Annotated in this window: 24 protein-coding genes; 11 read left to right on the forward strand and 13 right to left on the reverse strand. The window is 73.6% G+C overall.

Annotated features, from left to right (window positions below; all coding sequences use genetic code 11):
- From HD601_RS10105 to HD601_RS10130, 6 genes are all read right to left on the reverse strand, one after another.
- A complete protein-coding gene (locus HD601_RS10105; protein WP_184821499.1) occupies positions 1 to 897 on the reverse strand; it encodes a type II secretion system F family protein in 897 nt (298 codons plus the stop codon).
- A complete protein-coding gene (locus tag HD601_RS10110) occupies positions 894 to 1,766 on the reverse strand; it encodes a type II secretion system F family protein (RefSeq protein WP_184821509.1) in 873 nt (290 codons plus the stop codon). The genes HD601_RS10105 and HD601_RS10110 overlap by 4 nt, the downstream gene beginning before the upstream one ends.
- Entirely contained in the window at positions 1,763 to 3,223 is a 1,461-nt protein-coding gene (locus HD601_RS10115) for a TadA family conjugal transfer-associated ATPase (protein WP_184821512.1), read from the reverse strand. Before HD601_RS10115 ends, HD601_RS10110 begins: the two co-directional genes overlap by 4 nt.
- On the reverse strand, positions 3,220 to 4,047 hold the full coding sequence (locus HD601_RS10120) for a hypothetical protein (RefSeq protein WP_184821514.1): 828 nt from the start codon (positions 4,045 to 4,047) through the stop codon (positions 3,220 to 3,222). Before HD601_RS10120 ends, HD601_RS10115 begins: the two co-directional genes overlap by 4 nt.
- Positions 4,044 to 4,745 (reverse strand): SAF domain-containing protein, encoded by a 702-nt coding sequence (locus HD601_RS10125; RefSeq protein WP_184821516.1) that lies wholly within the window; start codon positions 4,743 to 4,745, stop codon positions 4,044 to 4,046. Before HD601_RS10125 ends, HD601_RS10120 begins: the two co-directional genes overlap by 4 nt.
- 128 nt (positions 4,746 to 4,873) lie before the next feature.
- Entirely contained in the window at positions 4,874 to 5,662 is a 789-nt protein-coding gene (locus HD601_RS10130) for a sigma-70 family RNA polymerase sigma factor (RefSeq protein WP_184821518.1), read from the reverse strand.
- A 251-nt stretch (positions 5,663 to 5,913) separates the two neighbouring features.
- Between HD601_RS10130 and HD601_RS10135 the strand changes: the two genes are divergently transcribed.
- Together HD601_RS10135 and HD601_RS10140 are read left to right on the forward strand one after the other, a co-directional pair.
- Positions 5,914 to 8,754 carry a LysM peptidoglycan-binding domain-containing protein gene (locus HD601_RS10135; RefSeq protein WP_184821520.1) on the forward strand — a complete coding sequence of 947 codons (2,841 nt, stop codon included), beginning with the start codon at positions 5,914 to 5,916 and terminating at the stop codon, positions 8,752 to 8,754.
- Positions 8,751 to 9,209, forward strand: coding sequence for an aminoacyl-tRNA deacylase (locus HD601_RS10140; protein ID WP_184821522.1), 459 nt, complete (start codon positions 8,751 to 8,753; stop codon positions 9,207 to 9,209). Before HD601_RS10135 ends, HD601_RS10140 begins: the two co-directional genes overlap by 4 nt.
- Here the strand turns inward: HD601_RS10140 and HD601_RS10145 are convergent.
- Both HD601_RS10145 and HD601_RS10150 read right to left on the reverse strand, forming a co-directional pair.
- Positions 9,199 to 10,062 (reverse strand): NAD-dependent protein deacetylase, encoded by an 864-nt coding sequence (locus HD601_RS10145; RefSeq protein WP_221440780.1) that lies wholly within the window; start codon positions 10,060 to 10,062, stop codon positions 9,199 to 9,201. The two genes, HD601_RS10140 and HD601_RS10145, sit on opposite strands and share 11 nt — an antisense overlap.
- A gap of 52 nt (positions 10,063 to 10,114) precedes the next feature.
- Positions 10,115 to 10,807, reverse strand: coding sequence for an NUDIX hydrolase (locus HD601_RS10150; protein WP_184821524.1), 693 nt, complete (start codon positions 10,805 to 10,807; stop codon positions 10,115 to 10,117).
- A gap of 88 nt (positions 10,808 to 10,895) precedes the next feature.
- Between HD601_RS10150 and HD601_RS10155 the strand changes: the two genes are divergently transcribed.
- Together HD601_RS10155 and HD601_RS10160 are read left to right on the forward strand one after the other, a co-directional pair.
- Positions 10,896 to 11,945 (forward strand): SPFH domain-containing protein, encoded by a 1,050-nt coding sequence (locus tag HD601_RS10155; protein WP_184821526.1) that lies wholly within the window; start codon positions 10,896 to 10,898, stop codon positions 11,943 to 11,945.
- Positions 11,945 to 12,835 (forward strand): NAD(+)/NADH kinase, encoded by an 891-nt coding sequence (locus HD601_RS10160; RefSeq protein ID WP_184821528.1) that lies wholly within the window; start codon positions 11,945 to 11,947, stop codon positions 12,833 to 12,835. Before HD601_RS10155 ends, HD601_RS10160 begins: the two co-directional genes overlap by 1 nt.
- A 9-nt stretch (positions 12,836 to 12,844) precedes the next feature.
- On the opposite strand, the gene HD601_RS10165 is transcribed toward HD601_RS10160, so the two are convergent.
- The gene (locus HD601_RS10165) at positions 12,845 to 13,222 is read right to left on the reverse strand and encodes a MarR family winged helix-turn-helix transcriptional regulator (protein ID WP_184821530.1); all 378 of its coding nucleotides are present in this window, start codon (positions 13,220 to 13,222) and stop codon (positions 12,845 to 12,847) included.
- A gap of 60 nt (positions 13,223 to 13,282) precedes the next feature.
- Here HD601_RS10165 and HD601_RS10170 point away from each other — a divergent pair, with 60 nt between their 5' ends.
- Positions 13,283 to 14,794, forward strand: a complete 1,512-nt coding sequence (locus HD601_RS10170) for an MFS transporter (protein WP_184829662.1) — start codon at positions 13,283 to 13,285, stop codon at positions 14,792 to 14,794.
- 75 nt (positions 14,795 to 14,869) lie between these two features.
- Here HD601_RS10170 and HD601_RS10175 read toward each other — a convergent pair whose 3' ends face one another.
- Positions 14,870 to 15,727: a phosphatase PAP2 family protein gene (locus HD601_RS10175; protein ID WP_184821532.1), complete on the reverse strand. Its 858-nt coding sequence runs from the start codon at positions 15,725 to 15,727 to the stop codon at positions 14,870 to 14,872.
- A gap of 174 nt (positions 15,728 to 15,901) precedes the next feature.
- Between HD601_RS10175 and HD601_RS10180 the strand changes: the two genes are divergently transcribed.
- Together HD601_RS10180 and HD601_RS10185 are read left to right on the forward strand one after the other, a co-directional pair.
- Positions 15,902 to 16,489 carry a TetR/AcrR family transcriptional regulator gene (locus tag HD601_RS10180; RefSeq protein ID WP_184821534.1) on the forward strand — a complete coding sequence of 196 codons (588 nt, stop codon included), beginning with the start codon at positions 15,902 to 15,904 and terminating at the stop codon, positions 16,487 to 16,489.
- Positions 16,490 to 16,650: 161 nt separating this feature from the next.
- Positions 16,651 to 17,670: a hypothetical protein gene (locus tag HD601_RS10185; protein ID WP_184821536.1), complete on the forward strand. Its 1,020-nt coding sequence runs from the start codon at positions 16,651 to 16,653 to the stop codon at positions 17,668 to 17,670.
- Between the two features lie 66 nt (positions 17,671 to 17,736).
- On the opposite strand, the gene HD601_RS10190 is transcribed toward HD601_RS10185, so the two are convergent.
- Positions 17,737 to 19,344, reverse strand: a complete 1,608-nt coding sequence (locus tag HD601_RS10190) for a choice-of-anchor D domain-containing protein (protein ID WP_184821538.1) — start codon at positions 19,342 to 19,344, stop codon at positions 17,737 to 17,739.
- 244 nt (positions 19,345 to 19,588) lie between these two features.
- Here HD601_RS10190 and HD601_RS10195 point away from each other — a divergent pair, with 244 nt between their 5' ends.
- Entirely contained in the window at positions 19,589 to 22,663 is a 3,075-nt protein-coding gene (locus HD601_RS10195) for an alpha-mannosidase (protein ID WP_184821540.1), read from the forward strand.
- Between the two features lie 332 nt (positions 22,664 to 22,995).
- Here HD601_RS10195 and HD601_RS10200 read toward each other — a convergent pair whose 3' ends face one another.
- Positions 22,996 to 23,178, reverse strand: a complete 183-nt coding sequence (locus HD601_RS10200) for a hypothetical protein (RefSeq protein ID WP_119661272.1) — start codon at positions 23,176 to 23,178, stop codon at positions 22,996 to 22,998.
- A 165-nt stretch (positions 23,179 to 23,343) separates the two neighbouring features.
- Between HD601_RS10200 and HD601_RS10205 the strand changes: the two genes are divergently transcribed.
- From HD601_RS10205 to HD601_RS10215, 3 genes are read left to right on the forward strand one after another with little or no spacing between them, the layout of a single operon-like run.
- Complete coding sequence (locus HD601_RS10205) at positions 23,344 to 24,468, forward strand: NAD(P) transhydrogenase subunit alpha (protein ID WP_184821542.1); 1,125 nt, start codon at positions 23,344 to 23,346, stop codon at positions 24,466 to 24,468.
- A complete protein-coding gene (locus tag HD601_RS10210) occupies positions 24,465 to 24,782 on the forward strand; it encodes a proton-translocating transhydrogenase family protein (protein WP_184821544.1) in 318 nt (105 codons plus the stop codon). The genes HD601_RS10205 and HD601_RS10210 overlap by 4 nt, the downstream gene beginning before the upstream one ends.
- Positions 24,779 to 26,263, forward strand: a complete 1,485-nt coding sequence (locus HD601_RS10215; RefSeq protein WP_184821546.1) for an NAD(P)(+) transhydrogenase (Re/Si-specific) subunit beta — start codon at positions 24,779 to 24,781, stop codon at positions 26,261 to 26,263. Before HD601_RS10210 ends, HD601_RS10215 begins: the two co-directional genes overlap by 4 nt.
- 40 nt (positions 26,264 to 26,303) lie before the next feature.
- On the opposite strand, the gene upp is transcribed toward HD601_RS10215, so the two are convergent.
- The gene (gene upp, locus HD601_RS10220; protein WP_184821548.1) at positions 26,304 to 26,945 is read right to left on the reverse strand and encodes a uracil phosphoribosyltransferase; all 642 of its coding nucleotides are present in this window, start codon (positions 26,943 to 26,945) and stop codon (positions 26,304 to 26,306) included.
- Between the last annotated feature and the right edge of the window lie 17 nt (positions 26,946 to 26,962).

Consider the following 26,962-nt stretch of genomic DNA (forward strand, 5'->3'; position numbering starts at 1 on the left):
TCACCCGATCCGCATGGCGACGGGCGCGGCGAGGATCAGCATGAACACGACCGCCGTGGCCGCGAGGGGCGCCGTCGCTCGTTCGGTGCGGGCGCCGGCGCGGGCCTGGTCGCTGGTGAGCAGCTCGTTGCGCATGGCCGACGCCCGGGCGCGGAGTACCTCGTAGACCGTGGCGCCCTCGCGGGCGGACATCCGCATGACGTCGCCGGTGTCGGTGAGCTCGGGCAGCCGGAGGTCGCGTCCGACCGTCCGCAGCGCCTCCCACGCGGGGACGCCGGCCCAGCTCGCGTGCGCCAGTTCGTCGCGCAGCCGCTGGAACGCCCACGACTCGCCGATGCGCGCGGCCGACTCCAGCGACTGCGTGGCCCCGGACCCGGCCGCCCGTTCCAGCGCGACGAGGTCGATGTAGGTGGCCATGGCCCGGCGGAATTCCGCGCGCTTGGCCCGGGCGAGGTCGGCGACGGCGTGGTACGGCAGGAAGGACAGCGCGACCGCGGCAATCGGCCCGGCGATGGCCGGCACCGCGATGGGCAGCCCTACGCCACTGACCGCGAGCGCCGCGGTCGCCGCCGTCGGCACGGCCAGCCCGACGGCGGCGTAGAGCGCCCGTTCGCCGAGGAAATGCGCCACGCTGCGGCGCAACAGCGCGAGGTCGCGGTGCGGCACGTGCAGCAGCGACGACCCCGCCCCGCGCCGCAGCACGGCCCGCCCCACCCGCCCCCGCACCCCGTCGCCCCCACCGAGGTCGGCCCCAGGATCGGCCGGCGCCGTGAGCCGGGCCGCCGTGTGCGCCGGATGCGGCCGCCGCGTCGCCCGGCCGGCCAGTTCGTGCAGGACCAGCAGAAGCCCCGCGCCGACGCCGAGTCCGAGCAGGATGGCCAGCTGCGTCGCCGTCATGTGCGCCCTCCGCCCGCCACGAGGATGCGCGGCTGCCGCGGCGTGGCCGTGATGCGCCGCATCCAGACCAGGCAGCCGACATAGCAGGTCAGCAGCGCGAGGAGGACCAACTGGCCGGACCCCGTGCGGTACGGGTCGGCGTAGGGCGTCAGCAGCATGAGGCCCAGCCCGCCCGCGCTGATGGCCGTGACCAGACGCGCCGTGGTGCGCCCGCGCGCCTGCTCGGCGTCGACCGTGCGCCGGACCCGGACGTCGTCGCGGACGGCGGCGGCCAGGCCGTCGAGCACGCTGCTGAGCTGGTCGCCGCGGCGCCGGGCGCCCAGGATGAGCGCCGCGGCGAGGAGGTCGCCGGTGGCGTCGTCGAGGTCGTCGGCGAACGCGCGCAACGCCGTCGCGGTGTCCCAGCGCGCCCGGAGCCGGGCGACCAGCCGGGCCACCTCGGGCCGGATCGGTTCCGGCGCGGTGTCGAGGCTCCCGGCGACGGCCTGCTCGATGCCGACACCGACGCCGAGCACGGTGGCGAGGTTCTGTGCCCAGTCGCTCATCGCCTCGATGCGGGCGATGTCGGCCCGCGCCGACGAGGTCTGCAGCAGGACGGGGAGTCCCCACACGGCCGCCGGCACGACGGCGACGGCGAGCGTCCAGCCGGTGACCAGCCAGACCGCGAGCCCGAGGCCGACCGCCGCGAGAACCCGGCGGCGGGACCTGCGGGCCGCCGGGGTGGGTCCGCGCAGTGCGGCCGCCCACCGCGGGAGCAGGTCGTGCCGCGGCGTGCCGGCGTCGTGCGGCGCCCGGACCAGGCCGGCGCCGGTGGCGGCCAGCCCGCCCAGCCCGGCGATCGCCGTGACCGCGGCCAGCGCAGGCCTCATGACCCGCTCCCTGCCGCCGCGGCCAGCCAGGACGGCACGGACTCGGGGTGCAGCCGTCCGCCGGGGTCGAGGCGGAACACGTCGGTGACGGCCGGCAGCCCGCGCTCGCCGGGCTCGAGCGCCACGACCTCGGTGACGAGTCGCCGGCGGCGCACGGTGTCGCCGTCGCCGTCGGGCAGGGTGCGGCACTCGACGTGGACGACGAGGTCGACGTGCTGGGCGATCTGGCGGTAGGCGAACTCGGCGGACACACGCGGACCGGCCTCCATGGCGCAGGTGACCAGTCGCTCGACGGACGCGCGTGCCGAGTGCGCATGGATGGTGGACAGCGAGCCGGCGCCGGACTGCATGGCCTTGAACATCGGCAGCACCTCGCGGCCGCGCACCTCGCCGACGATCAGGCGGTCGAGGTTCATGCGCAGCGCGTCGTAGACGAGGTCGTCGAGCGTGATCTCGCCGACGGCCCGGCCGTCGGGGCCCCGCTCGCCGCTGCCGGGACGGGCCTCCCAGGCGACGATGCGCCGGTGGCGGTCGTGCAGGTGGTGCAGGCCGAGCTCGTACTCGGTCTCGATGGTGCCGAGCTTCTCCTCGGGATCGATCTCGTTGGCGAGCGCCCGCGTCAGCGTGGTCTTGCCGGCGCCCATGGGGCCGGACACGACGATGCTGTGGCGCGACCGGACCGCTGCCCGCAGGAACGCGGCCGCCTGCGGGGTCAGGGTGCCGCGGGCCACGAGGTCGTCGAGGTCGATGTCGACCAGCCGGTGCCGCCGGATGACGACGACGGGCTGGTGCGTCGTCCACCCGGACGCGGCCAGCCGGTGCCCGCCGTGCAGGTGCAGATGCAGGCTCGGGCTGGCCGTCGAGAACGTGCGCTCACCGCTGCCGCCGCGCGAGGCGAGGAACGTGAGCATGTCGATCAGCTCGTCGTCGGACTCGACCACGGGCGGACACCGTGTGATGCGGCCGTCGCCGTCGATGACGACGACGGGTTCCGCGCCGTAGACCTCGATGTTCTCGACGGCTGGGTCGTCGATGAGCGGCTGCAGGCGGCCGAGCCCGAAGAGCGCGTCGAAGACCGCCCGCGCGAGCACGGACTGCTGGTCGACGCCGACGGTGGCGCCGCCGGTGGTGACCGCCTGGCGGACGTGCTCGTCGAGCAGCTGGGCGATGATCTCGCGGCCGGCCGCGCGCCGACCGGCCTCGGTGGTGGCGTCGTCGACCTGCTCGGACAGCCGGGCGGCGGCCTGCTGGCGGAACGAGCGGACCAGCGCCCAGTCGAGGCCGGGGTCGTCGCGGGGTGCCGACGGCGGCAGTGCGGCCAGCGCGTCGCGGATGCTCCGCCGGGGCGGCGTGGCCAGGCCGTCGGTGGCGCGGTCGTCGGCGTGCCTGGCGGGTGGGGCGGCGAAGATCGGCAGGCCGGTGATCGGACCGTCTTCGCCGGGCAGGACCTCGCTCATCGGACCCCCTTGCCGCTGAGCACGGTCGTCTCGAGCGGCCCGCCCAGGACCCGTCGGCGGCGCTCGTCGGCGGCGACCAGCTCGGCGGCCGTGCTGCGCGCGGAGCGCATCAGCCGCGAGGACGTCAGCCGGGTCGGGCCGGCGCGGAGTCGCTCGCGGCCGCCCAGCCGCTCGGCGGCAACGGGGTCCCAGTCGACGGTGGCCCAGACCGGGAGCGTCGTGGCCTCGGCGGCCTCGCCGGCGCGGTGCGGCCGGCCCTCGCCGACCAGGACCAGGCCCCGCCGATCGACCGAGGCGTCGCCGTCGCCCCCGCCCGGGAGCTGGTCGGCGTTGGCCCGGACGGCGACGAGGTCGTCGAGCGCGGTGCGGCAGACGACGGCGAGCAGGTCGGCGGCGCGGAGCAGCGCGTCGGGCCCCTGCCGCATGCCGAACCGGCCCGCGTCGACCAGGACGTCGACGCCGTGCCGGGTGACCGACCGCAGCAGGGTGGCCAGCGTCGTCCAGAAGTCGTCGGTCAGGCTCGCGGCCTGGGCCTTCGTGGCCAGCCCGGGCAGCGCGAGCCGGGCGCCGTCGTCGGTGAGCGCGATGGTCTGCCCGCGCACCGTGCTGAGGCTCAGTGCGCCGTTGCGGTGGGCGAGCGCGAGGTTGATGAGACCCAGCTCGTGGTCGACCTCGCCGCGCAGGTGGCCGGCCTTGATGCTGCTGCTTCCCGAGACGTCGGCCTCGATGAGCAGCACGGGCCGGGGCCAGGCGAGAGCCACGGCCAGCGCCGTGGTGGTGACGCCCGGAGCACCCCGGACCGACGTGAGCGCGAGCACCGTCATCGATCGTCGCCTCCGTCCGGTTCGGGGGAGTCGAGGACGACGGCGACGCGGCCGGTCGCGACCATGGCGACGAGCGTGCCGGCGACGTCGTCGGACACCACGACGTCGACCACGACCTGGCCGGAGTCGAGCACCTCGGAGACGGCGACCACCGCCGCCGCGACGGACTCGGGTGGCCGGGACGGCGGGGCGTCGCCGAGGCTCGGCGTGCCGAAGACCCGGACGTGGTCGCCCGCGACGAGCTCGGTGCGCGGGAGCTGGGCCTCGGTGACGGCGACGCCCACCACGCTCTGCCCGGACACCGGCAGGTTCGCGGCCGTGACCGCGCCGCCGGTGAGCAGCGTGCCGGCGGGCAGATCGGTGGCGGCACGCTGCCCGACGACGGCGGACAGCTCACTCGCCGCGACGGGGTCGAGCGCGGGGTCGGGCGCGGCGTGCGCCGTGGTGAGCCGGGCCGCGTCGATGACCTCGCCGCGGTGGACGGTGTCGGTGACGGCGAGCACGGCGACGGTGTCGCTGGACGACTGCGCCAGGTACGCCGCGCCCGCGCCGCACGTGGCGAGCAGGCCGACGCCGAGCCCGATGAGCCCGGGCCGGCGGCGATAGCGCCGCAGGGGCGCGCCGGGCGGGCCGAACGCAGGGTCGAGCGGCTGGTCGAAGGGGTGGTCGGTGGTCTCTAGCCGAGCGGTCTGCGCCATGTGCGCCCCTCAGAGGGTCGGGGTCGCTCGCTCCATGATCGACTGCGTGGCGAGCCGACAAACGTGGCTGATCGGTTCGGAGTTGTCAACCCCAGTCCCTTCTCCCGTGCACCGGCCGGCGTGCGGGTTCAGGCCGCCGTGGTGAGCGCCGAACGCCCGGCCCGGACGGCGTCGGACAGTCGCTGGATGGCCCGGCTGCAGCGCTGCCGGACCGTCGCGGGCGGGAGGCCGAGCTCGCGCGCGACGAGGTGCGCGCCGCCGAGCTGGCCGGGCAGCGGGCAGTAGACGCGGACCAGCAGCTCGGCGTCGTCGGCGGTGATGACGCCCCTGCTGATGCCCCAGGTCAGCGTGCGGAAGACCTCGACGACGGGTGCGTCGGTGCGCCGGAACACCGGCTCGGCGGTGTCGAGCACGGTGGCGTCGACGAGGTCGGGAGCGTCGTCCTCGAGCGCGGCCTTGAAGTGGGCGAGCGCGTCCATGCAGAGGTTGACCGCGACCTTGGTGCGCCGGCGCTCGACCGGATAGGTCGCGATGGCGTGCCAGAGCGCCCCGACGGATGCGGTGGTGAGCTGGGGGAGGTCGCCGCGGACGCCGGGAGCGCCGAACCGGTGGGTGCGCCGCGCGAGGTTGACCGCCCGGCCGAGCATGACCTGCAGCACGAGCCGGCCGGCGAGGTGGTCGTCGCGGCCGGTGCGTTGGTCGAGCAGGCCGACCAGGAGGTCGTCGGCCGCGGCCGGATGGTGCCGGCGGGCCCGCGCGATGGTGTCGGCGACGTCGGCAAGGCGCGCGCAGCCGGCGAGCCCGGGCAGCGGCCAGCGCTTCGGGACGGGACGGGCGCCGAGCCGTATCCACTCGGCGTTGAGCTGATCGGTGACGAGGACGGCGGAACGGGCGGTGGGGATGGTGAGTGTGTTCACCGGCGGGCTCCCTGCGGATCTGAGGCGTGTTGACCTGCAGCAGTCCAGCCGGGCCGGTTAGCCCTGAAGTTAGCCCTGACGGTCGTCGAGACCGGCCGAGCGGTTGCCCGTTTCTCGGAGCCCTTGCCGATTCGGCGTGCACGAGCGGGACATCTCGTGCATCCTGGAAGGCTTTGTCCATCCCGGCTGTCACATTCGCCGGCCCGAGCGCACCCACAGTCAGCAGACGGGTGTGCTGGAGGGAGTCGCACGTGATCGCTACGTCGAAACCGCGTGCCGTGGTGCGTGGCCTGGCCGCGCTGGTCGGTCTCGCCACGGTGGTCGTGGGTCTGCCCGCGGTGCTGTGGACCGCGGGTGGGTGGCCGCTGCCCGGCGAGTGGCCCACGCTCGCGCAGATGCGTGACGCCGCGCTGCGCCCGGACGACGGGTCGCTGTTCCTGGCGCTGCTGCTCGTCGTCGGCTGGCTCGGCTGGGCTACCGTCGTGCTGACCCTGGTCGTCGAGGTGCCCGCCGCGTTGCGCGGCACGCCGGCGCCGCGGCTGCCGGGACTCCGGGCGCAGCAGAGGCTGGTCGCCGGGCTCGTGGCCGCGGTCGCCGCCCTCGGGCCGGGCGGATCCGTCGCGACGGCCGCGTCCGCGCCGTCGGGTCCGTGGGAGCCGGCGCCGCCGGTCACCACCGACCTGCTCGACGATCCAGCTGCCGACGATCCGGCGGCCGACGAGGGCGGCGCGGACCGGCACGTCGTGGCCGGCGGGGACACACTGTGGGACGTCGCCGAGAGCCGGTTGGGTGATCCGACGCGGTACCCGGAGATCGTCGCGGCGTCGACGGCGACGGTGCAGCCGGACGGCCGGCGGCTCACCGATCCCGACCTCATCGTGCCCGGCTGGACGCTCACCATCCCCGAGGGGGACGTCCCGGCCGGCCTGCCCGACACCGGTGGCCCGGCCGCCGCGACGGACGAAGCGACCGACGAAGCGGCGGACGAGGCCGCGGACGAGGCGGCGGACGAGGCGGCGGATGAGGCCGCGGACCTGCTGCGGACCACCGGCGGGGTGGGGGCGGTCCTGGCCGCCGCCCTGGTCAGCGTCCTGGCGACCCGGCGCATCCGCGTGCAGCGGCACCGGCGACCCGGCGAGCGGCTCGCCGAAGGCACGGCAGCCGATCGCGCCACCGAGACCGAGCTGCGCCGGGCCGCCGACCCCGTCGCGGTCGAGGTGGTCGATCGCGTGCTGCGCGGTCTGGCCGCGCGGCTGGCCGCGGCCCAGCGAGGCCTGCCTCCGTTGCGCGCCGTCCGGCTGACCCGGCGCACACTCGAGTTGTACCTCGCCGCTCCGGCCGAGCTGCCCGCGCCGTTCGCCGGCACCGCGCACGGCGGCGTGTGGACCGTCGCGCTCGACGAGGTGCGCGACGACGCGCCGGCGAGCGGGGTGCCCGCGCCGTACCCGAGCCTGGTCACCCTGGGCCACGATCACGACGACGCGCTGGTGCTGCTCGACCTCGAGCAGGTCGGGACACTGGTGGTGGACGGTCCGGCGGAGCTGGTGCGGTCCTCACTGACGGCGGTCGCGGCGGAGCTCGCGACCAGCGCCTGGGCCGACGACCTGCGGGTCACCCTGGTCGGTGCGCCCGCGCTGGCCGACCTCGACCTCCTCGACACCGGCCGGGTCCGCCACGTCACCGACGTCGAGGAGCTGCTGGACGAGCTGGCCGTGCGGGTCGCCGACGACCGGTTGCTGCTGGCCACGGCCGGGGTCAGCGGACTCGGCGCGGCCCGGGCCACGCAGGTGGCCGACGCCACATGGACGCCGGAGATCCTGGTGATCGCCGAGCCCCTCCCGGCCGGCCAGTGGGACCGGCTCGAAGCACTCATCGTCACCGCGCCGCGCGTGGCCGTGGCGGCGGTGGTCGGCGGCAGCGAGCCGGGCGGCCCGCCGTCGCGCGGTCACCGACTGCGCGGCCGCACCCCGCACACCGGAGGCGGCACCTGGGTGCTGCGGCTGGACGGCCCGGCGGAGCGGCCGGTCGCGATCCTCGACCCGCTCGGCGTCCCGGTCCGGCCGCAGCTCCTCGACGGCGAGACCAGGCGGCGGTTCCTCGAGCTGCTCAGCGGCGTAGGCGAGCAGCCAGCCCGGACCGTCGGCGCCGCCGCCCACGGGCTCATCGCCGGACGACCCCTGCACGGCGGGCCGGCCGTCGCCGCGCCCGCGGAGGTGACAGCCGGAGAGGCGCGGGTCGAGCCGCCGGCTCCGCCAAAGGCTCGTCGTCCGGCCCTGGCCCGGCGCGTGTCGGGGAAGGCGCTGCCCCGGCTGCTCATGCTGGGTCCGGTCGAGGTGCACGACGCCGCCGAGCTGGCCGAGCAGACGAAGCTCGGCCAGCTCACCGAGCTGGCGATGTTCATCGCGCTGAACCCGGGCTGCGACTCCAACGCCATCGACGAGGCGATCTGGCCGGGGTCGGCGGTGACGAAGACGACCCGCGGCACGGCGATCTCGAAGCTGCGCCGCTGGCTCGGGGCGGACGCGTCCGGGTCGTCGCTGCTGCCGCGCACGGACAGCGGCTACACGCTGCGCCCGGGCATCCGCAGCGACTGGGACGACTGGCGCGAGCTGCTCCCGGACGGTCCGGCCCGCGCGACGACGGCGGACCTGCGGGCCGCGTTGGAACTGGTCCGCGGGCGGCCGTTCTCGGGGCGCGGCCGCCGCCGGTACGCCTGGGCCGATCACCTGGCGCAGGAGATGATCGCGTCCGTCGTCGACGCCTGCCATGAGCTGGCACTGCGCGCGCTGGTAGACCGCGATCCGTGGGAGGCGTTGCGGACGGCGCTGATCGGCCTGTCCGTCGAGCCCGGCGTGGAGCTGTTGTGGCGCGATCGCCTCAAGGCCGAGCTGGCCCTCGGCGATCCGGCCCGTGTGCTCGACAGCGTCGACAAGCTGCTGGTCACCGCCGCCGAGCTGGGCGGTGGCCTCGAGCCCGAGACGGAGGAGCTGATCGAGCTGATCCGGACCGGCCGGGCCATGGAACCGGACCCTCCCGGCCCGGTCCCGCACGGCCGCCGGGCGGTGAGCGCGGGCATACGCTCGGGGACATGACCGAAGAGCGCGGTGTCGACGCCCTGCAGGAGTCCGGCCTGGCCCATCGCATCGTCCGGCACCCGCCGGTGAACAGCCTCGAGGAGGCGGCCGCCGCCCGCGGGGTCGAGCCGGCCGCCGTCATCAAGACCATCGTGGTGCGCCGGGCCGACGACGACTACGTGTTCGTGCTGGTCCCGGGCGACCGCACCATCGCCTGGCCGAAGCTGCGCACCCTGCTGGGCGTCAACCGGCTCTCGATGCCCGACGCCGCCACGGCCCGCGACGTCACGGGGTACGAGCGCGGCACGATCACGCCGTTCGGGTCGACCCACGCCTGGCCGGTCATCGCCGACGAGCGGGTGCTCGGGCGGACGGTGTCGATCGGCGCGGGCGCGTTCGGGGTGTCCGCCACGGTCGACGGTGACGAGCTGGTCAAGACCCTCGACGCGACCGTCGCCGACGTCACCGACTGACGGTTGACCCCGTCAGGACCGCGGCCAGCACCGTCAGCACGGGCGAGCAGCCGGCGTCGACCTTGACGGTGGCGAGGTCGTCGCCGCGCGTGTCGCCGCGGTTGACGATGACCACGGGCCGCCCGGTCTTCGCCGCGTGCCGGACGAACCGCAGCCCTGACATCACCGTCAGCGACGATCCCGCGACCAGCAGCGCCGCCGCGGAGTCGACCAGCGCGTATGCTGCCTCGACCCGCGGCTTGGGCACGTTCTCGCCGAAGTAGACGATGTCCGGCTTCAGCATGCCGCCGCACGCCTCGCAGTCGGCGATCCGGAAGTGCGACGTCGCCTCGATGACGGCGTCGGCGTCCGGGGCGATCTCGGCGTCGGCGACCTCGTCGGCGAAACCGGGGTTGAGCGCCGTCAGCCGGGCGGCGACGTGGTCGCGCGGCACGACCCGCCGGCAGCCGAGGCAGATGACGCGGTCGTAGCGTCCGTGCAGGTCGATGACGTTCCGGCTGCCCGCGGCGTCGTGCAGGGTGTCGACGTTCTGCGTGATGACGCCGACCGCGGCGGCGCCGGACTCCAGGCGGCTGACCGCGACGTGACCGAGGTTCGGGCGGGTGCCGTGCACGTGCCGCCAGCCGACGTGGTTGCGAGCCCAGTAGTGCCGGCGGCGGTCGGGGTCGCCGACGAACTGCTGGTAGGTCATGGGGGTGCGCGGCGGGGAGTCGGGGCCGCGGTAGTCGGGGATGCCGGAGTCGGTCGAGATGCCGGCGCCGGTCAGCACCGCGACCGGCCGGCCCGAGAGCACCGCGGTCGCCTCGCCGACGGCGGGCCAGGCCGGGTGGCCGGGGTCGATGCGGTCGAGCACGCTTCGAGCTTACGTCGCCGGACGCCGCCGCTCACCCCGCCGATCCCGCCGCTCATCCGCGCAGGATCGGCGGCATCAGCGCCGTCGTGCCGCCGCGCCGGTAGAGCTGGGCGGGCCGGCCGCCGCCGCGGGTGGTCGTCGCGCCGGTCGGCTCGAGGAATCCCGGTGTGCCGGTGACCTTCCGGTGGAAGTTGCGCGGGTCGAGGTCGACACCCCATACGGCCTCGTAGACGGCGCGCAGCTCGCCGACCGTGAACTCGTCGGGGCAGAACGCGGTGGCCAGCGCGGTGTACTCGAGCTTCGCGCGGGCCCGCTCGACGCCGTCGGAGAGGATCAGGCCGTGATCGAAGGCCAGTGAGCCGGCGTCGCGTCGCAGCCGCTCGACCGGCACGAACCGGCTGGCGGCGGCGTCGCTGCCGGCGACCGGCTCAGGCAGGTCCGGGACCAGTCCCAGGTAGGCGACGGAGACGACGCGCTGACGCGGGTCGCGGTCGGGGGCGCCGTAGCTGGCCAGCTGCTCGAGGTGACCTCGCGACGGCGCCAGCCCGGTCTCCTCGCGCAGCTCCCGCAGCGCCGCCGCCGGGAGGTCCTCGTCGGGATGGACGAACCCGCCTGGCAGGGCGAGCCTGCCGCGGTAGGGCTCTTCGCCGCGTTCGACGACGAGCGCGGCGAACCCCTCGGCGCGCACTGTGAGGATCACGAGGTCGACGGTGACCGCGAAGGGCGGGTACTCGGAACCGGCCATGCCCGCACCTTATCTCGTCACCTTGACGATTAGCCGCCACGAGCTTTATCGTCACTACGACGATAAGAAGGGACAGAGGGAGACGGCGATGGCAGAGATCCGAGGCTTCGGCCTCCTGCGGCACCTGCGGTCCACCCCGACCGAGCACGTCATCCACCAGCGCGGCGATCGCGTCGTCCACAGCGGCACCGGCTGCTCGTTCTGGTTCCGCCCGCTCACGGCGGCGCTCAGCGAGGTGCCCGTCGACGACCGTGAGCTGCCCGTGTTGTTCCACGGCCGCACCGGCGACTTCCAGAAGGTTGCCGTCCAGGCGACGGTGACCTACCGGTTCGCCGATCCCGCGCTGGTCGCCGGCCGCGTCGACTTCGCCATCGACTCGCGGACCGGCCGCTGGCGGGCCGCGCCGCTGGACCAGGTGGCGCACCTGCTGACCGAGACGGCGCAGCAGCACGCCGCCGACCTGCTCGTCACCATTCCGATGGCGGACGCGCTCGGCCGGGGGATCGCCGCGATCCGGGACCGGTTGCGCACCGGGCTGGTCGGTGACGAGCGGCTGCGCGACACCGGCGTCGTCGTGCTCGACGTACGGGTGGTCAGCGTCCGGCCGGATCCGGACATCGAGAAGGCGCTGCAGACCCCGGCACGCGAGCTGATTCAGGAGGAGGCCGACCGCGCCACCTACGAGCGCCGTGCGCACGCCGTCGAGCGCGAGCGGACCATCAGCGAGAACGAGCTGCAGTCGAAGATCGAGCTCGCCGCCCGCGAGGAGAACCTGGTCGCACAGCACGGCGCCAACGAGCGGCGCCGGGCGGCAGAGGAGGCGGCGGCCGCGCGGATCGCCGCCGAGGCCGAGGCGGAGCGTGCCGGACTCGCCGCCCGCGCTGCCGCCGAACGCACGGGGCTGGCCGCCACGGCCGAGGCGGACCGGATCCGGCTGACGGGGTCGGCCGAGGCGGACGCCGAGGCGGCCCGGCTCGCGGTCCTGGCCGAGCTGGACCACTGGACGCAACTGATGCTCGCGTTGCGTGAGGTGGCCGAGCAGCTGCCTTCGATCGGTACGCTCCACGTCACGCCCGACCTGCTGACGACGGCGCTCGCTCGGCTCACGGCGGCCACCGGCGACGGAGCGGAACGCTGATGCTCGCGCCCCGGGTCGTCCTCGTGCATCGCCGCACCGAGCTCGAGGAGCTGGTCGACCGGCACGGCACCCGCGGCCAGGCGGAGTTCTTCCTGCGCGGCCGAGGCCGCGACCTCGTCGCCGTCCAACGCCGTCACGACGCCGACGAGGCGGCCCGCCAGGAGGTCGGCGTCTCGGTGCCCGGCGACTGGCGACGCGCGACCGTCGAGCGCGCCGACCTGGACCGGTTCCGCTTCGAGGACGGCGACATCGTGGCCGTCGTGGGGCAGGACGGCCTTGTCGCCAATGTCGCGAAGTACCTCGGCGGCCAGCCGGTGATCGGGGTGAACCCGGATCCCGAGCGCAATCCCGGCGTCCTGGTCCGGCACGCTCCCGGCGAGGTGACCGGGCTACTGGCCGCCGTCGTCGCCCGCCGCGTCACCGTCGAGCCGCGCACGATGGTCGCGGCCGAGCTGGACGACGGACAGGTGCTGCTCGCCGTCAACGAAATCTTCGCCGGCCATGCGAGCCACCAGTCGGCGCGGTACACGCTCACCGCGCCCGGTCGCCGGCCGGAGCGGCAGTCGTCGTCGGGCGTGATCGCCGGGACCGGGACCGGCGCGACGGGATGGTGCGCGTCGATCGCGCGCGACCGGCCCGCGCCGCCGCTGCCGCGGCCTACCGACCGGGCACTGGCCTGGTTCGTCCGCGAGGCGTGGCCGTCGCCGTCGACCGGAACGACCTGCGTCGACGGCGTGCTGGTGGACGGCGACCGGCTCGCTCTGGTCGCCGAGACCGATGGGCTGGTGGTGTTCGGCGACGGGCTCGAAGCCGACCGGCTGACAATGAGCTGGGGTCAGCAGGTGACCGTCGGCGTGGCGGGGACGACCCTGTCGCTCGTGACGGCGTGACCCGCGTGATCAGTCGAGGTGGTGGGCGAGGACCTTGCGGTGCGTGTCGCGAGCCTCGGCGTGCCGGGCGCGGCCGGCCTCGGTGGGCGTGACGAAGAGGGCCCGGCGGTCGTCCATGCACATGGACCGCCCGACCAGGCCGGCGCGCTCGAGGCGGGCGACCGTGCGCGAGAACGCGCTCTGGCTGAGGTACATGTCGGCCGCGAGCTCGTGCATGCGCAGCTTGTCCTGGCCGGATTCGATCAGCCGGTCGAGCGCCTCGAACTCGCTGAGGCCGAGGCCGTGCTGGTCCTGCAGCTCGCGATCGAGGTTGCAGGCGATGCCGTTGTACGAGGTCAGGAGGCCGCGCCACTTCGCGACGAGCTCACTCTCCCCGGTCCCGCTCATGGAGCGCACTCTAACACCGAGACCAAATCAATGCAAGGACATTAAATGCTTGTGCATTCTATGCACGTGCATGTAGCGTCGTCGCTCGTGACTGCAACCGCAACACCACCCACCTCCGTTCCCGACGAGCGAGATCAGCGCTGGACCCCGCGCCTCTGGGGCGTCCTCGCGGTGCTGTGCCTGGTGATGTTCCTCGACGGGCTCGACGTGTCGATGGTCGGCATCGCCCTGCCGTCGATCGGGACGGAGCTGGGTCTGTCGACGACCTCGCTGCAGTGGATCGTCAACGGATACGTGCTCGGCTACGGAGCACTGCTGCTCCTCGGTGGCCGCACGGCCGACCTGCTCGGCCGCCGCCGGGTGTTCCTCATCGCGCTCGCCGTCTTCGCTGCCGCCTCGCTCGTGGGCGGTCTGGTCGACGACGGGACGCTGCTGATCATCACCCGGTTCGTCAAGGGCGTCGCGGCCGCGTTCACCGCGCCGACGGCGCTGTCCATCCTCACCACCACGTTCCGCGAAGGGCACGCGCGCAACAAGGCGCTGTCGATCTTCGCCGTCTTCGGCGCCAGCGGGTACTCGTCCGGGCTCATCCTCGGCGGCCTGCTGACCAGCGCCGGCTGGCGATGGAACTTCCTCATGCCGGTGCCGCTGGCGATCCTCGCGCTGATCGCGGGCATCGCACTGATCCCGCGCGACCGGCCCGCCGACACCGGCGGTCACGACCTGGCCGGGGCGACGACGCTCACGGCCGGCATGCTGCTCGCCGTCTACTCCGTCGTCTCCGCGCCGGAGCGGGGCTGGGCCGACCCGGTCACCGTCGCGCTGTTCGTCCTGGCGATCGCGCTGCTGGCGGCGTTCGTCGTCATCGAGCAGCGGGTCGCGCACCCGCTGGTCCGGTTCGGCATCCTGCGGATCGGGCCGATCGTCCGGGCCAACCTCGCGATGATCGCGCTGTTCGGGTCGTACCTGAGCTTCCAGTTCATGCTCACGATCTACTTCCAGGCGGCCCTGGGGTGGTCGCCGCTGCGGATGGCGCTCGCCCTGCTGCCCGCGGGCCTGATCGTGGCGTTCGGCTCGCCGTACATGAGCCGGGTGTTCGATCGCTACGGCACGCAGCGCCCGATCGTCGCCGCGATGGTGGCGCTGAGCGCGGCCTACGTCTGGTTCCTCGCGTTCGGCGGCGATGCGACGCCGTCCTACGTGACGGACATCCTGCCCAGCGTGGTGGGGATCGGGCTCGGGTTCATGCTGGCGTTCTCCTCGATCATGTCGCAGGCCACGGCCGGGGTGCACGACTCCGAGCAGGGACTGGCAGCCGGCCTGGTCCAGACGTCCGGGCAGATCGGCGGCGCCGTACTACTGGCGGCGACGACGGCGCTCGTGACGGCCGGCTCGCACACGGCCGACGGCATGGGTGCGGCGACGTTCGACCAGTTCCGGCCCGGCCTGACCCTGGTGACGGGGGTCGCCGTCGCCGGGTTGGTCGTCATGCTCGCCCCGTCGCGCCGACGCCGTCGCGACGCCGAGCCCGACCCCGTCGTCGACGAGGTCCTGGAGCCGGTCGCACCCTGACAGTGCCCTCGACTCCATGATCATGTCCCCTCGCGGTCGCTGACACGCCGCGAGGGGACATGATCACGGGGAGGGTCAGCGGACGCGGGTCAGGTTCGGCGTGCGCTGGGCCGGAATCGCCGAGCCGGAGCCGTCCCCGTCGTCCGCCGCCTGCCGCGCGTCGTCGATGGCCGCCTCGACCGCCCGCCGTCGCTTGTGCCGCTCGATGAGCACCGCAACGCCGATGCCGGCGACGACGACGCCACCGCCGACGATCGCGTCGACGACGTAGTGGTTGCCGGTGAGTACGATGGCGGCGAACATCAGCAGCGGCATGACCGCGCCGATGATGCGCAGCACGAGGATCCGCGAGAGTGCGACCCAGGCGATGCCGAGCAGCAGGATCCAGCCGAAGTGCAGGCTCGGCATGGCGGCGTACTCGTTGACGAGCCTGGACGAGCTCATGTCGCGGTAGGTCGGCACCTCGAGCGAGATGGTGTCGACGAAGCCGTGCCAGGGCAGGAACCGCGGCGGCGAGAGCGGGTAGAACGCGAAGATCACCAGGCTGAACGCGCCCGACGCGAGCAGCGCGTTCCGGTAGAACGGGTAGGCCGCCGGCCGGCGCGTGATCAGCCAGGCCAGCGTGAGCACGAACACCGGCCAGTACCCGTAGATGTAGAAACCGTTGGCCGCGTCGATGGCCCACTGGTGGTCGAGGACGAGCCCTTGCAGGTCGGTCTCGACGTTGATGCCGAGCGTCTTCTCGAACGCGATGACGTCCTCGGCGTGCCGGAACGCGGCGTCGACGCGGTCGCTGGTGAGCCCTCTGACCAGCGTGTAGAGCAGAGCGGCCGCGAGCAGGAAGGCGATCTCCTTCGCGGCCGTGGCGAGTCGTGAGTCGGTGCGGATGCGGCGCAGCGTGGGCGGGCGCCGGGACAGGGTGTCCGAGGCCATCGGTCCTCCAGTGCTGGCGACGTGCCAGGAGCGCCAGCGCCCCCTTGAAGTTGCCTCTACTTGTCGGCCGACAAGTGCTCTGGGTCTCACGCTACGGCCGCACTTGTCGGCCGGCAAGTAGTTAACGTATTGTGTGGCCGCCCTCACTTCTCGATCTGCGAGGCGGCGACGGAGATGAACGACGAGGGACGCCCCGGCGCGGGAACCGCCGGCAACATCCGCGAGGTCGCGCTCGGCCTGTTCTCCCGGCAGGGCTACGAGCGCTCGACGCTGCGCGAGATCGCCGACGCGCTCGGCATCACCAAGGCCGCGGTCTATTACCACTACCGCACGAAGGTCGAGATCCTCGACGACCTGCTCCGGCCCATGGTCGACGGCGAGGACTGGATCATCGCCGACGCCGAGGCCGACACCGCGCAGATCGGCAGCCCGGCTTGGCGGCTCACGCTCGTCGAGCGCTACGTCGACCTGCTGCTGGCGCACCGGCGGGTCGCGACCTACGCGATGAACGACATCGCCGGCGTCTCCAACTCCACTCTGCTCGGCCGCATGCGCGCCAACGACACGCGGCTCGCGGCGCTAATGGCCAACGGCGACCTCTCGCTGGAGCAGCGGGTGCGGACGTCGGCGGCGCTCGGCGTGATCGTGGCGATCCTGGCCCTGCCGGACGTCTCGAACGCCGACCTGCGCCCGCAGTTGCTGCGGGTGGTGCGCGACGTGCTGGGACTCGCGGACCCGGTGCGGGACACGGCCTCGGCCTGAGGCGGCGCGCCGGTCGGAGGGGGACGACCGAGCGGCACCACCCCGGGGGGCGAGAATGGTGCCGCTCTTGCTACGAGGCTATGTCCGGCCAGCGGCAAACGGGAAGAGAACGAGGAAAAATCTTGGTCCACGCCGTGACACGTGGGGCAACGGAGAGTCGTGTGCTTGTCGTGACGCTCGCGGCCGCGCTGTCCCTTGCGGCCTGCTCCGATGCGGACTCGGGGACGACGGCGAACGGCTCACCTTCCGCCGTGGTCACCTCCCCGGCGGGCCGGGACGACGTCTCAGCGCAGCAGCCGCCACGTGATCGGACTGCCGACGCCGAACCCGCGTGCGACGTGCCCTGCTACGGCGACGCCGAGACCGCCGGAACGCTGTCCGAGGACACCGTCGTCGAGATGAGCGGCATGGCGGCGAGCGTCCGGACGCCCGGCCTCTACTACGTGGTCGGCGACGAGCCCGGTACGCCCGAGGTCGTGGCGGTGCGCGAGGACGGCACGCCGGTCGCCCGCCTCGAGCTGGACGGTATGGACCCCGAGAACGCCGAGGCGCTCGCCGTCGGCCCCTGCGGCGACGACCCGGACGCGAGCTGCCTGTACGTCGGCGACATCGGCGACCACGTCGGCCGCGACCACGTGGTGGTCTACCGGGCGCCCGAGCCGGACCTCGCCGACCCGCCGGACCAGCAGACGCTCGACGCCGACGCGCTCGAGTTCACCTATGAGGGCGGACCCACCGACGCCGAGGCGCTGCTCGTCGACCCCGACGGTCGGCCGCTGGTCGTCAGCAAGGCCCCGTTCGACCGCGACACCGGCGAGACCGGCAGCACCCGCCTGTACCGCGGCCCGGCCGACGGCGGCGAGCTCGAGGTCGTCGCCGACATCGAGCTGCCGGAGCCCGAAGAGGGGTTCCTCGCGGCCCTGGCCGGCAACGTCGTCACCGACGCGTCCGCGGACCTCGGCGCCGGCCGCGTGCTGCTGCGGACCTACGACGAGATCCTCGAGTACCGCGCGCCCGAGGCCGGCGCGGACGTCGCGACGTTCCCGGACTGGCCGCTGCGCCGGGTCCCGGCCGGCAACGTCCTGCAGGCCGAGACCGTCGCGTACGCCGTCGACGACTGCGGCTACCTCACGACGTCGGAGCTGACCGGCACCATCGACGTCGTCCGCTGCACGGACTGACCACGCGGAAAGACAACGCGGCCGGCCCCTGGCTGGGACCGGCCGCGCCGTCGGACGAGAAGCGGATCAGGGCCGCAGCAGCGGCCTGCGGGTCGCGAGCAGCAGCAGTGCGCCCAGCCCGATGAGCAGCGCCCCCGCCAGCACCGCCACGTCGCCGAGGCCGGCGCCGGTCTCGGGCAGCGTGCCGTCGTCGTACGGCGTCGGCGTGGCCGTGGGCTCGGGCGTGTACGGGGTGGGAGTGGCGGTCGGTTCGGGCGTGTAGGGCGTCGGCGTGGCGGTCGGCTCCGGCGTGGGCGACTCGGTCCCCGTCGGCGACTCCGTCCCGGTCGGGGTCTCACTCGGTGTGCCGGACGGCGACGGCGTGCCCGAGGGCGTCCCGCTCGGGTCGTCCTCGGTCACGCTCACCCGGTGCGTGGCCGAGGCGCTGCCGCCGTCGCCGTCCGACACCGTCACACCGATGTCGAAGGTGCCCACGGAGGAGAACGTGTGCACGATCGACCGTTGTGCCGCCCCCGTGACCGTCTGGTCGGCCGTGCCGTCGCCGTCCCAGTCGACCGCGTACGTGTACTCCTCGGCGGCGGACCCGGCGTCGACGGCGGCGACCGCCAGCGCGCCGGAACCGCCCACCTGCACGGCCGCGGGACCCGACACCGTCAGCGCCGGCGCGACGTTGCGCACGACCACGTCGGTCTCGTAGTCGGTGTACCGGCCGATCTGGTTGGTGATGCGCGCCCTGACTGACACCGTCGCCGGGCCGTCCGCCGTCAGCGTGGCCGGGACCTGCGCCGACGCCGACGAGGAGCCGACGACCTCGAACGTGCCGTCGCCGTCCCAGTCGTAGCTGTAGAGGAACGGCTCGACGATCTCGGATCCGGGGTCGTCCTGGCCGCTGAACGACACCGTCGCCGCGGACCCCTCGTCGACCGGCCCGTCGGAGCCGACCACGGCCGTCGGCGTCGTCGCGGGCACGCCGGTCCCGGACAGCGACACGATGTGGTTGGCGGTCTCGACGACGATGAGGTCGGCGCCCGTGGCCGCGCCGGCCGCCGTCGGGGCGAACTCGTAGCTGATGGCGCAGGACGCGCCGGCCGCCAGCGGGTCGCCGTCACACGTCGACGACGCCGAGAACACCTCCGACTCCACCGCCGGCGAGCTGACCGCCGGCGTCCGCGCGATGTTCGAGACGTTGGTGACGGTGAGGTTCAGCGACTTCTGCTCGCCGACCACCACGGCGCCGAAGGCGAGCGTCGGCGACGACACCTCGATGGGCGCCACGCCGGTGCCGGTGAGCGACGCGCTGTAGGTGACGCCCTCGAGCGTGAACGGCACGTCGATCTGGTGCGAACCGACCGCGGCGGGCGTGTAGGTGTACGCGAACTCGCAGGTCTCGTCCGGCTCCAACTCCGACCCGTCACAGGTCGTCGTCGCCTCGAACGGCCCGTCCTCGGTCACCAGCCCGCCCGTGAGCGCCGGCGCCAGCGCTCCGTCGGAGATGTTGCGGATGATCAGCTTCTCGGTCCCGGTCTCGCCGACGAAGACCGAGCCGAAGCCCATGGTCGTCGACGTCATGCTGAAGTCGTCCGGATCGGCGAAGGCCAGCGGCGCCACCACCGCGACCGTGCCGATTCCGATGCACCCAGCGCCCACCAGCCGCGTCCAGCGCGCAGCCCCCATGACGTCCTCCGCTCCCCACCGCGCCCACCGCGGCCCCACCCTGACGCCCGGTCGGTCCGGGCACGTCGCCGCGAGCGTAACGACGCCGGTGAGTGTGGATCATGAGACGAGTCTGAGATCTTCTTTACGCAATTCCGGCATTCCGCGCGGCCGTTTGTGGGGACGTTCCCACAACGCCGTACCGTTGGTCCGGCGCCTCGGGCGCCCCGCATCGCAGTCCACCCGACGGAGGCTGGAACCCCGCATGCACGACAACCACGTCCTGGTCGAGAACCGCCTGAAGCGCCTCCTGAACCAGCGGCTGAAGCCGGCCGTGCACCGCACGGTCGCCCCTCTGTCCCTCGCGGTCTGGCACGTCGACGGCGGCCACGGCGAGCCGGTGCCGCCGTCGGCCGCGCTGCCCGGCGGCGAGGCGGTCGCCGACGGTCGCTACGTCCCGGCCGCGGCGGGCGATCGCTGGGGCCCGCCCTGGGGGACGTCCTGGTTCCACGTGACCGGCGAGGTGCCGGCCGGGGCGGCGGGGCGTCGGGTCGAGCTGGTCATCGACCTGGGCTGGGCCGACCACTCGCCGGGGTTCCAGGCCGAGGGGCTGGCCTACCGGCCGGACGGCTCGGTGGTCAAGGGCCTGCACCCGCGCAACGTGTGGCTGCCGGTCGCCGACCCGGCCGCGGGCGGCGAGCGCATCGACCTCTACGTCGAGGCGGCCGCGAACCCGCAGGTTCTGGTCGGCGGCGACGCGATGTTCAGCCCGACGGCGCTCGGTGAGAAGTCGACCGCGGGGACCGAGCCGCTCTACCGCGTCAACCGCGCCGACGTCACGGTGTTCGAGACCGACGTGTGGGAGCTCTGGCAGGACCTCGAGGCGATCGGCGGGCTGATGCCGCAGCTGCCCGAGGGCGAGCCGCGACGGTGGCACCTGCTGCGCGCCGTCGAGCGGGCGCTGGACGCGCTGGACCTGCAGGACCTCTCGGGGACGGCGGCGGCCGCGCGGGCCGAGCTGACCGACGTGCTGACGAGGCCGGCCAACGCCAGCGCCCACCGCATCTCCGCTGTCGGGCACGCGCACATCGACTCCGCCTGGCTGTGGCCGGTGCGCGAGACCGTCCGCAAGGTCGCGCGCACGACGGCGAACGTGTCCGGCCTGCTCGACGAGTACCCGGACCTCGTCTACGCGATGTCCTCGGCACAGCAGTTCGCCTGGATCGAGGAGCACCGCCCCGAGGTCTTCGAGCGGGTAGCGGCGCAGGTCAAGGGCGGCCGCTTCGTCCCCGTCGGCGGCATGTGGGTCGAGTCCGACACCAACCTGCCCGGCTCGGAGGCCATGGCCCGGCAGCTGGTGCACGGCAAGCGGTACTTCCTGGAGCGGTTCGGCATCGACACGCAGGAGGTCTGGCTGCCGGACTCGTTCGGCTACTCGCCGGCACTGCCGCAGCTGGTGGCGCTGTCGGGGTCGCGCTGGTTCCTCACCCAGAAGATCTCGTGGAACAAGCAGAACGTCTTCCCGCACCACACCTTCTGGTGGGAGGGCCTCGACGGCACCCGCGTCTTCACGCACTTCCCGCCCGTCGACACCTACAACTCCGACCTGTCCGGCGGCGAGCTGGCCCACGCCGTCCGCAACTTCCGCGACAAGGGCGAGGCGACCCGCTCGCTGGTGCCGTTCGGCTGGGGCGACGGCGGCGGCGGCCCCACCCGCGAGATGATCGCCCAGGCGCGCCGGACGGCGGACCTCGAGGGCTCGCCGCGGGTCGCCATCGAGAAGCCGTCGGACTTCTTCGCCGCAGCCGAGGCCGAGTACGCCCACGCGCCGGTCTGGTCCGGTGAGCTGTACCTCGAGATCCACCGCGCCACGTACACGTCGCAGGCCAAGACCAAGCAGGGCAACCGGCGCAGCGAGCACCTGCTGCACGAGGCCGAGCTCTGGTCGGCGACGGCGGCCGTCGCGGGCCTCGTCGACTACCCGTACGACGAGCTGGACCGCATCTGGAAGCAGGTCCTGCTCCACCAGTTCCACGACATCCTGCCCGGCTCGTCGATCGCCTGGGTGCACCGCGAGGCGCGCGAGCAGTACGCCCGGCTGGGTGCGGAGCTGGACGGGATCATCGGCCGGGCCCAGCAGGCCCTGGCCGGGTCCGGCGACGTCTCGGTCGCGTTCAACGCCGCCCCGCACGGGCGTTGCGACGTGCCCGCGTTCGCCGCGACGCCGATCGCGCTGTCGCCGTCGGAGCCCGCCCCGTCGATCTCCGTCACCGCGGCCGAGGGCGGGTACGTGCTCGACAACGGCTTGCTGCGCGTGACCGTCGACGGCCGCGGCCTGCTGACGTCGGTGCTCGACCTCGAGTCCGGCCGCGAGGTGCTCGCCGGCCCGGGCAACCTGCTGCAGCTGCACCCCGACCTGCCCAACCAGTGGGACGCCTGGGACGTCGACGAGTTCTACCGCAACACCGTCACCGACCTCGTCGACGTCGACGAGCTGGGCACCGACGGCGGCACCGTCCGGGTCGCGCGCACCTTCGGCGACTCCCACGTCGTGCAAGAGATCACGCTCGCGCCAGGCGCCCGGCGGGTCGACATCACCACCGAGGTCGACTGGCACGAGCGCGAGAAGTTCCTCAAGGCCGCGTTCCCGCTCGACGTGCAGACGCAGCGGGCCGCGTACGAGACGCAGTACGGGCACCACTACCGCGCGACGCACGAGAACACGTCCTGGGACGCGGCGAAGTTCGAGGTGTGCGCCCACCGGTTCGTACACCTCGAGGAGCCCGGCTACGGCGTCGCCCTGGTCAACGACTCGACGTACGGGCACGACGTGCGCCGGTTCGCTGCTGCTGGCGGTGCTGGCGGGACGACGACCACCGTGCGGCTCTCGCTGCTGCGGGCGCCGCGCTACCCCGACCCCGAGACCGACCAGGGCGTGCACACCCTGCGCTACTCGCTGGTGCCGGGCGCGACCATCGACGACGCGGTGCGCGAGGGCTACGCGCTCAACCTGCCGCCCCGCTTCGTCGACGGCGCCGGGCACGAGGTCGAGCCACTGGTCCGGCTGTCCGGCGCGTCGAGCGGATCGGTGGCGGTGTCCGCGGTCAAGCTGGCCGACGACCGCTCCGGCGATGTCGTCGTGCGGCTCTACGAGTCCGGCGGCGGCCGGGCGGCGGCGCTGCTGACGCCGTCGTTCCCCGTGACCGGGGTCGAGGAGACCGACCTGCTCGAGCGGCCGGTCGCGGCGAGCGCTCTGATCTCCGACGGCTCCGGCCCCGACGGGTTCGCTCTGCGGCTGCGCCCGTTCCAGATCGTCACGCTACGCCTGCGCCGCGCCTGACCCCGCCGCGCCGCCGGTCGGCCTTGATTCCCGCCCGCTGGGGTGGGCCACCCCGCCCGGTTGGGAGGGGGCCCACCCTACGGGCGGGCACCGACAACCTCGGCCGGCGATCGACTCCGTCCCGGACCCGGCCGGCCCGCGCCCGCCTGCCACCTCCCCGCCAAAGTTGATCTTGGAGAAACGGCGGGATCAATCGGGCGAATCGCCCGGCAACTCCGCGATTACTCCAAGATCAACTCGGGCGGGCGGGCCATCCACGTCGCCGAACGCAGAGTGGCCGGCCGCGACGAACGCGGCCGGCCACTCTGGTGTCGAGGGTCAGGAGGTCTGGGTCACTGCCCGATCTGCCGGTTGCGGCGGCCGCGCAGGCGGCGCCGCTGGGACGGGTCGAGCATGAGGTAGCCGGCGACCGGGATGCCGATCAGCAGCACCACGAACAGCCAGAAGGGCAGCAGCCAGAGCGCGAGGATCACCGCGGCTGCTCCTCCGACGATCCATCCGGTGTTCTTGCCCATGGCGTGTCCTTTCTAGAGGGCGTTGCCCTTCCATTGTCACCGGTGAACGGGGATTTCGTCTCCATCCTCGGGAGGGCTCTTCCCCTACGGGACGAACAGGGATCCGACCAACCCGTGGCGAACCCCTGTCGATCAACGGTCTTCGGCAGGTAACGTCTGCGGGCGATGAAGGTCGTCGTCGCTGCCGAGACCCGTGACCATGAGCGCCGGGTGGCGCTGGTCCCTGACCTGGTCGGCCGGCTGACCAGCGCGGGACTCGAGGTCGTCGTCGAGTCCGGGGCCGGTGCCGGCGCCCTGCACGACGACGCCGCCTACGAGGCCGCGGGTGCCACGGTCGCGAGCGGTGACGCGCTGACCGGCGCCGATGTCGTCGTGTCCGTGAATCCGCTGCCGTCGGAGCGCATCGCCGCACTGCGCACGGGCGCCGTCACCGTGTCGTTCCTGCCGACGGCGCAGGAGCTCGACGCCGTCCGGGCCGCTCGCGACGCCGGCGTGACGGCGTTCTCGCTCGAGCTGGTCCCGCGCATCTCACGTGCCCAGTCCATGGACGCGCTCACGTCGCAGGCGCTGGTCGCCGGCTACCGCGCGGTCCTGGTCGCCGCCGAGAAGCTGCCGCGGTTCTTCCCGCTGTCGATGACGGCGGCCGGGACGGTTCCGCCCGCCGAGGTGCTGGTGCTCGGCGCCGGCGTGGCCGGACTGCAGGCCATCGCGACCGCGCGCCGGCTCGGCGCGCGCGTGCAGGCCTACGACGTCCGCGCGGCGTCGGCCGACGAGGTCCGCAGCCTGGGCGCGAAGTTCGTCGAGCTCGACCTCCCGAGCCTCGAGGGCGCCGGCGGCTACGCGCGCGAGATGACCGAGGAGCGCGCCCAGCTGCAGCGCGACCTGCTCGCCCCCGTCGTGTCCGCCTCCGACGTCCTCATCACGACGGCGGCCGTGCCCGGCCGGACCGCACCGCTGCTGGTCGAACGGCCCGCCGTCGAGGCGATGAAGCCCGGCAGCGTCGTCGTCGACCTCGCCGCGGAGACCGGCGGCAACGTCGAGGGCAGCGTCGCGGGCGAGGAGCTGCACCTCGGCAACGCGCTCGTCTGGGGCGCGCGGAACGTGCCGAGCCAGCTGCCCGTGCACGCGAGCCGGCTGTTCGCCGCCAACGTCGTCAACCTGGTGCTGTTGATGACGGCGGACGGCAAGGTCACGCCCGACTTCGCCGACGAGATCGTCGACGGCGCCGCCGTCACCCACGACGGCGTCGTCCGGCATGCACCCACCCGCGAGCTCCTGGAGGCCGAGTGACCGAGGGCGTCGCGCTGCTGACGGTGTTCGTGCTGGCGGTGTTCGTGGGGTTCGAGGTCGTGTCGAAGGTCTCGTCGACCCTGCACACGCCCCTGATGTCCGGCGCGAACGCCATCCACGGCGTCATCCTGGTCGGCGCGGTCATCGTGGCCGGGACGGCGGACGAGACCGGCGTGCTGGTGGTCGCGCTGATCGCCGTCGTGCTGGCGACCCTGAACCTGGTCGGCGGGTTCGTCGTCACCGACCGGATGCTGGAGATGTTCGGCGGCAAACGGCAGACCGCGCCCGAGCCGGCGAAGGACGGTGACGCGTGATCCCGGTCTGGGCCCAGGTCTGCTACGTCGTCGCCGCCGTCTGCTTCATCCTCGCCCTCAAGGGCCTCTCGTCGCCGAAGTCCGCCCGGCGCGGCAACCTCATCGGCGCCTTCGGTGCGCTGCTCGCCGTCGTCGTCACGTTCTTCGCCTACGACATCGGGAACCTCGGCTGGATCCTGCTCGCGGTCGCGGCCGGCGGCATCGCCGGCGCGCTGGGCGCCCGTCGTGTCGCGATGACGGCGATGCCGCAGCTCGTCGCCCTGTTCAACGGCGTCGGCGGCGGCGCCGCGGCGCTGGTCGCGCTGCTGGAGCTGTCCGAGCCGGCGCGCGCCGGGCTGGTCAAGCCGAACGGGTTCTTCAACGACGGCGGCTGGTTCGCCTACGCGCCGCTGAACGACTCGGGCGGGCACACGATCGAGGAGATCGAGCGGCTGGCGCAGCTGCTCACGACCGGCACGCTGACGGCGACGGCGTTCACGATCCTCATCGGCGCGGTCTCGTTCTCCGGGTCCGTCATCACGTTCCTCAAGCTGCAGGAGCTGATGACCGGCCGCCCCATCACCTTCCCGGGCGGGCCGTTCGTGTTCGGTGGCGTGCTGGTCGCCTCGGTCGGCCTGGGCGTGTGGACGGTCGCGACCGGCAGCGTGACGCTGGCGATCATCCTGGCGCTGGTCGGGCTGCTGGCCGGCGTGCTGCTGGTGCTCCCGGTCGGCGGCGCGGACGTGCCGATCGTCATCTCGCTGCTCAACGCGTTCACCGGCCTCGCGGTCGCGGCCGGCGGCTACGTGCTCGAGAACGCGCTGCTGCTCGTGGCCGGCACGCTGGTCGGCGCGAGCGGCACCATCCTCACCCGGGCGATGGCGATGGCCATGGGCCGATCGGTGTCGTCGATCCTGTTCGGCGCGTTCAAGGGCGGCTCGACGGCCGGCGGTGGCGAGGTGTCGGACCGCCCGGTCCGCTCGGCCGGCGCCGACGACGTCGCGATCATGCTCGCCTACGCACGCCGGGTCATCGTGGTGCCGGGGTACGGGCTGGCGGTCGCCCAGGCGCAGCACACGATCCGCGAGCTGGTCGACCTGCTCGAGAAGCGCGGCGTCGAGGTCGGCTACGCCATCCACCCGGTCGCCGGTCGCATGCCGGGACACATGAACGTGCTGCTCGCCGAGGCCAGCGTGCCGTACGAGCAGCTGCTCGAGATGGACACCGCCAACGGCCAGCTGCGCACGGCGGACGTCGCGCTGGTGGTCGGGGCGAACGACGTCGTGAACCCGGCGGCGCGCACGTCGCCGGGGTCGCCCATCTACGGCATGCCGATCCTCGACGCCGACCACGCGAGCGCCATCGTCTTCCTCAAGCGCTCGATGCGCCCGGGCTTCGCCGGCATCGAGAACGAGCTGCTCTTCGACCCGAAGACGACGCTGCTGTTCGGCGATGCGAAGGCCTCGCTGACGGCCCTGGTGACGGCGCTCAAGTCGCTCTGAGCCGCAGGCTGACGCCGTCGCCGATCAGTCGACGACGCGATCAGTCGACGACGCCGTACAGCCGGTCGCCTGCGTCGCCCAGCCCGGGGACGATGTAGCCCTTCTCGTTGAGCCGCTCGTCGACGGCCGCCGTCACCACCGTGAGCGGGACGCCCAGCTCGCTGGTCTCGCGCTCGAGGTACTCCACACCCTCGGGCGCGGCCAGCAGGCAGACGGCGGTGATGTCGTCGGCGCCGCGGTCGACCAGGAAGTGCACCGCCGCCGCCAGTGTGCCGCCGGTGGCGAGCATGGGGTCGAGCACGTAGCACTGCCGGCCGGTGAGGTCGTCGGGCAGCCGGGTGGCATACGTGGTGGCCTGCAGGGTGTCCTCGTCGCGGATCATGCCGAGGAAGCCGACCTCGGCCGTCGGGACCAGCCGCGCCATGCCGTCGAGCATGCCCAGGCCCGCGCGCAGGATCGGGACGATCAGCGGCTTCGGGGAGCTGAGCTTCACGCCGGTGGTCGCCGCGACCGGGGTCTGGATCTCGACGGTGGCGACTCGCGCGTCTCGCGTGGCCTCGTAGGCCAGCAGCGTGACCAGCTCGTCGGCGAGCCGGCGGAACGTGGGCGAGTCGGTCTTGGCGTTGCGCAGCACGGTGAGCTTGTGCGCGACGAGGGGGTGGTCGACGGCCAGCAGACGCATGCGAGGAACTTATCTGA

Source organism: Jiangella mangrovi (assembly GCF_014204975.1).
Lineage (GTDB): Bacteria > Actinomycetota > Actinomycetes > Jiangellales > Jiangellaceae > Jiangella > Jiangella mangrovi.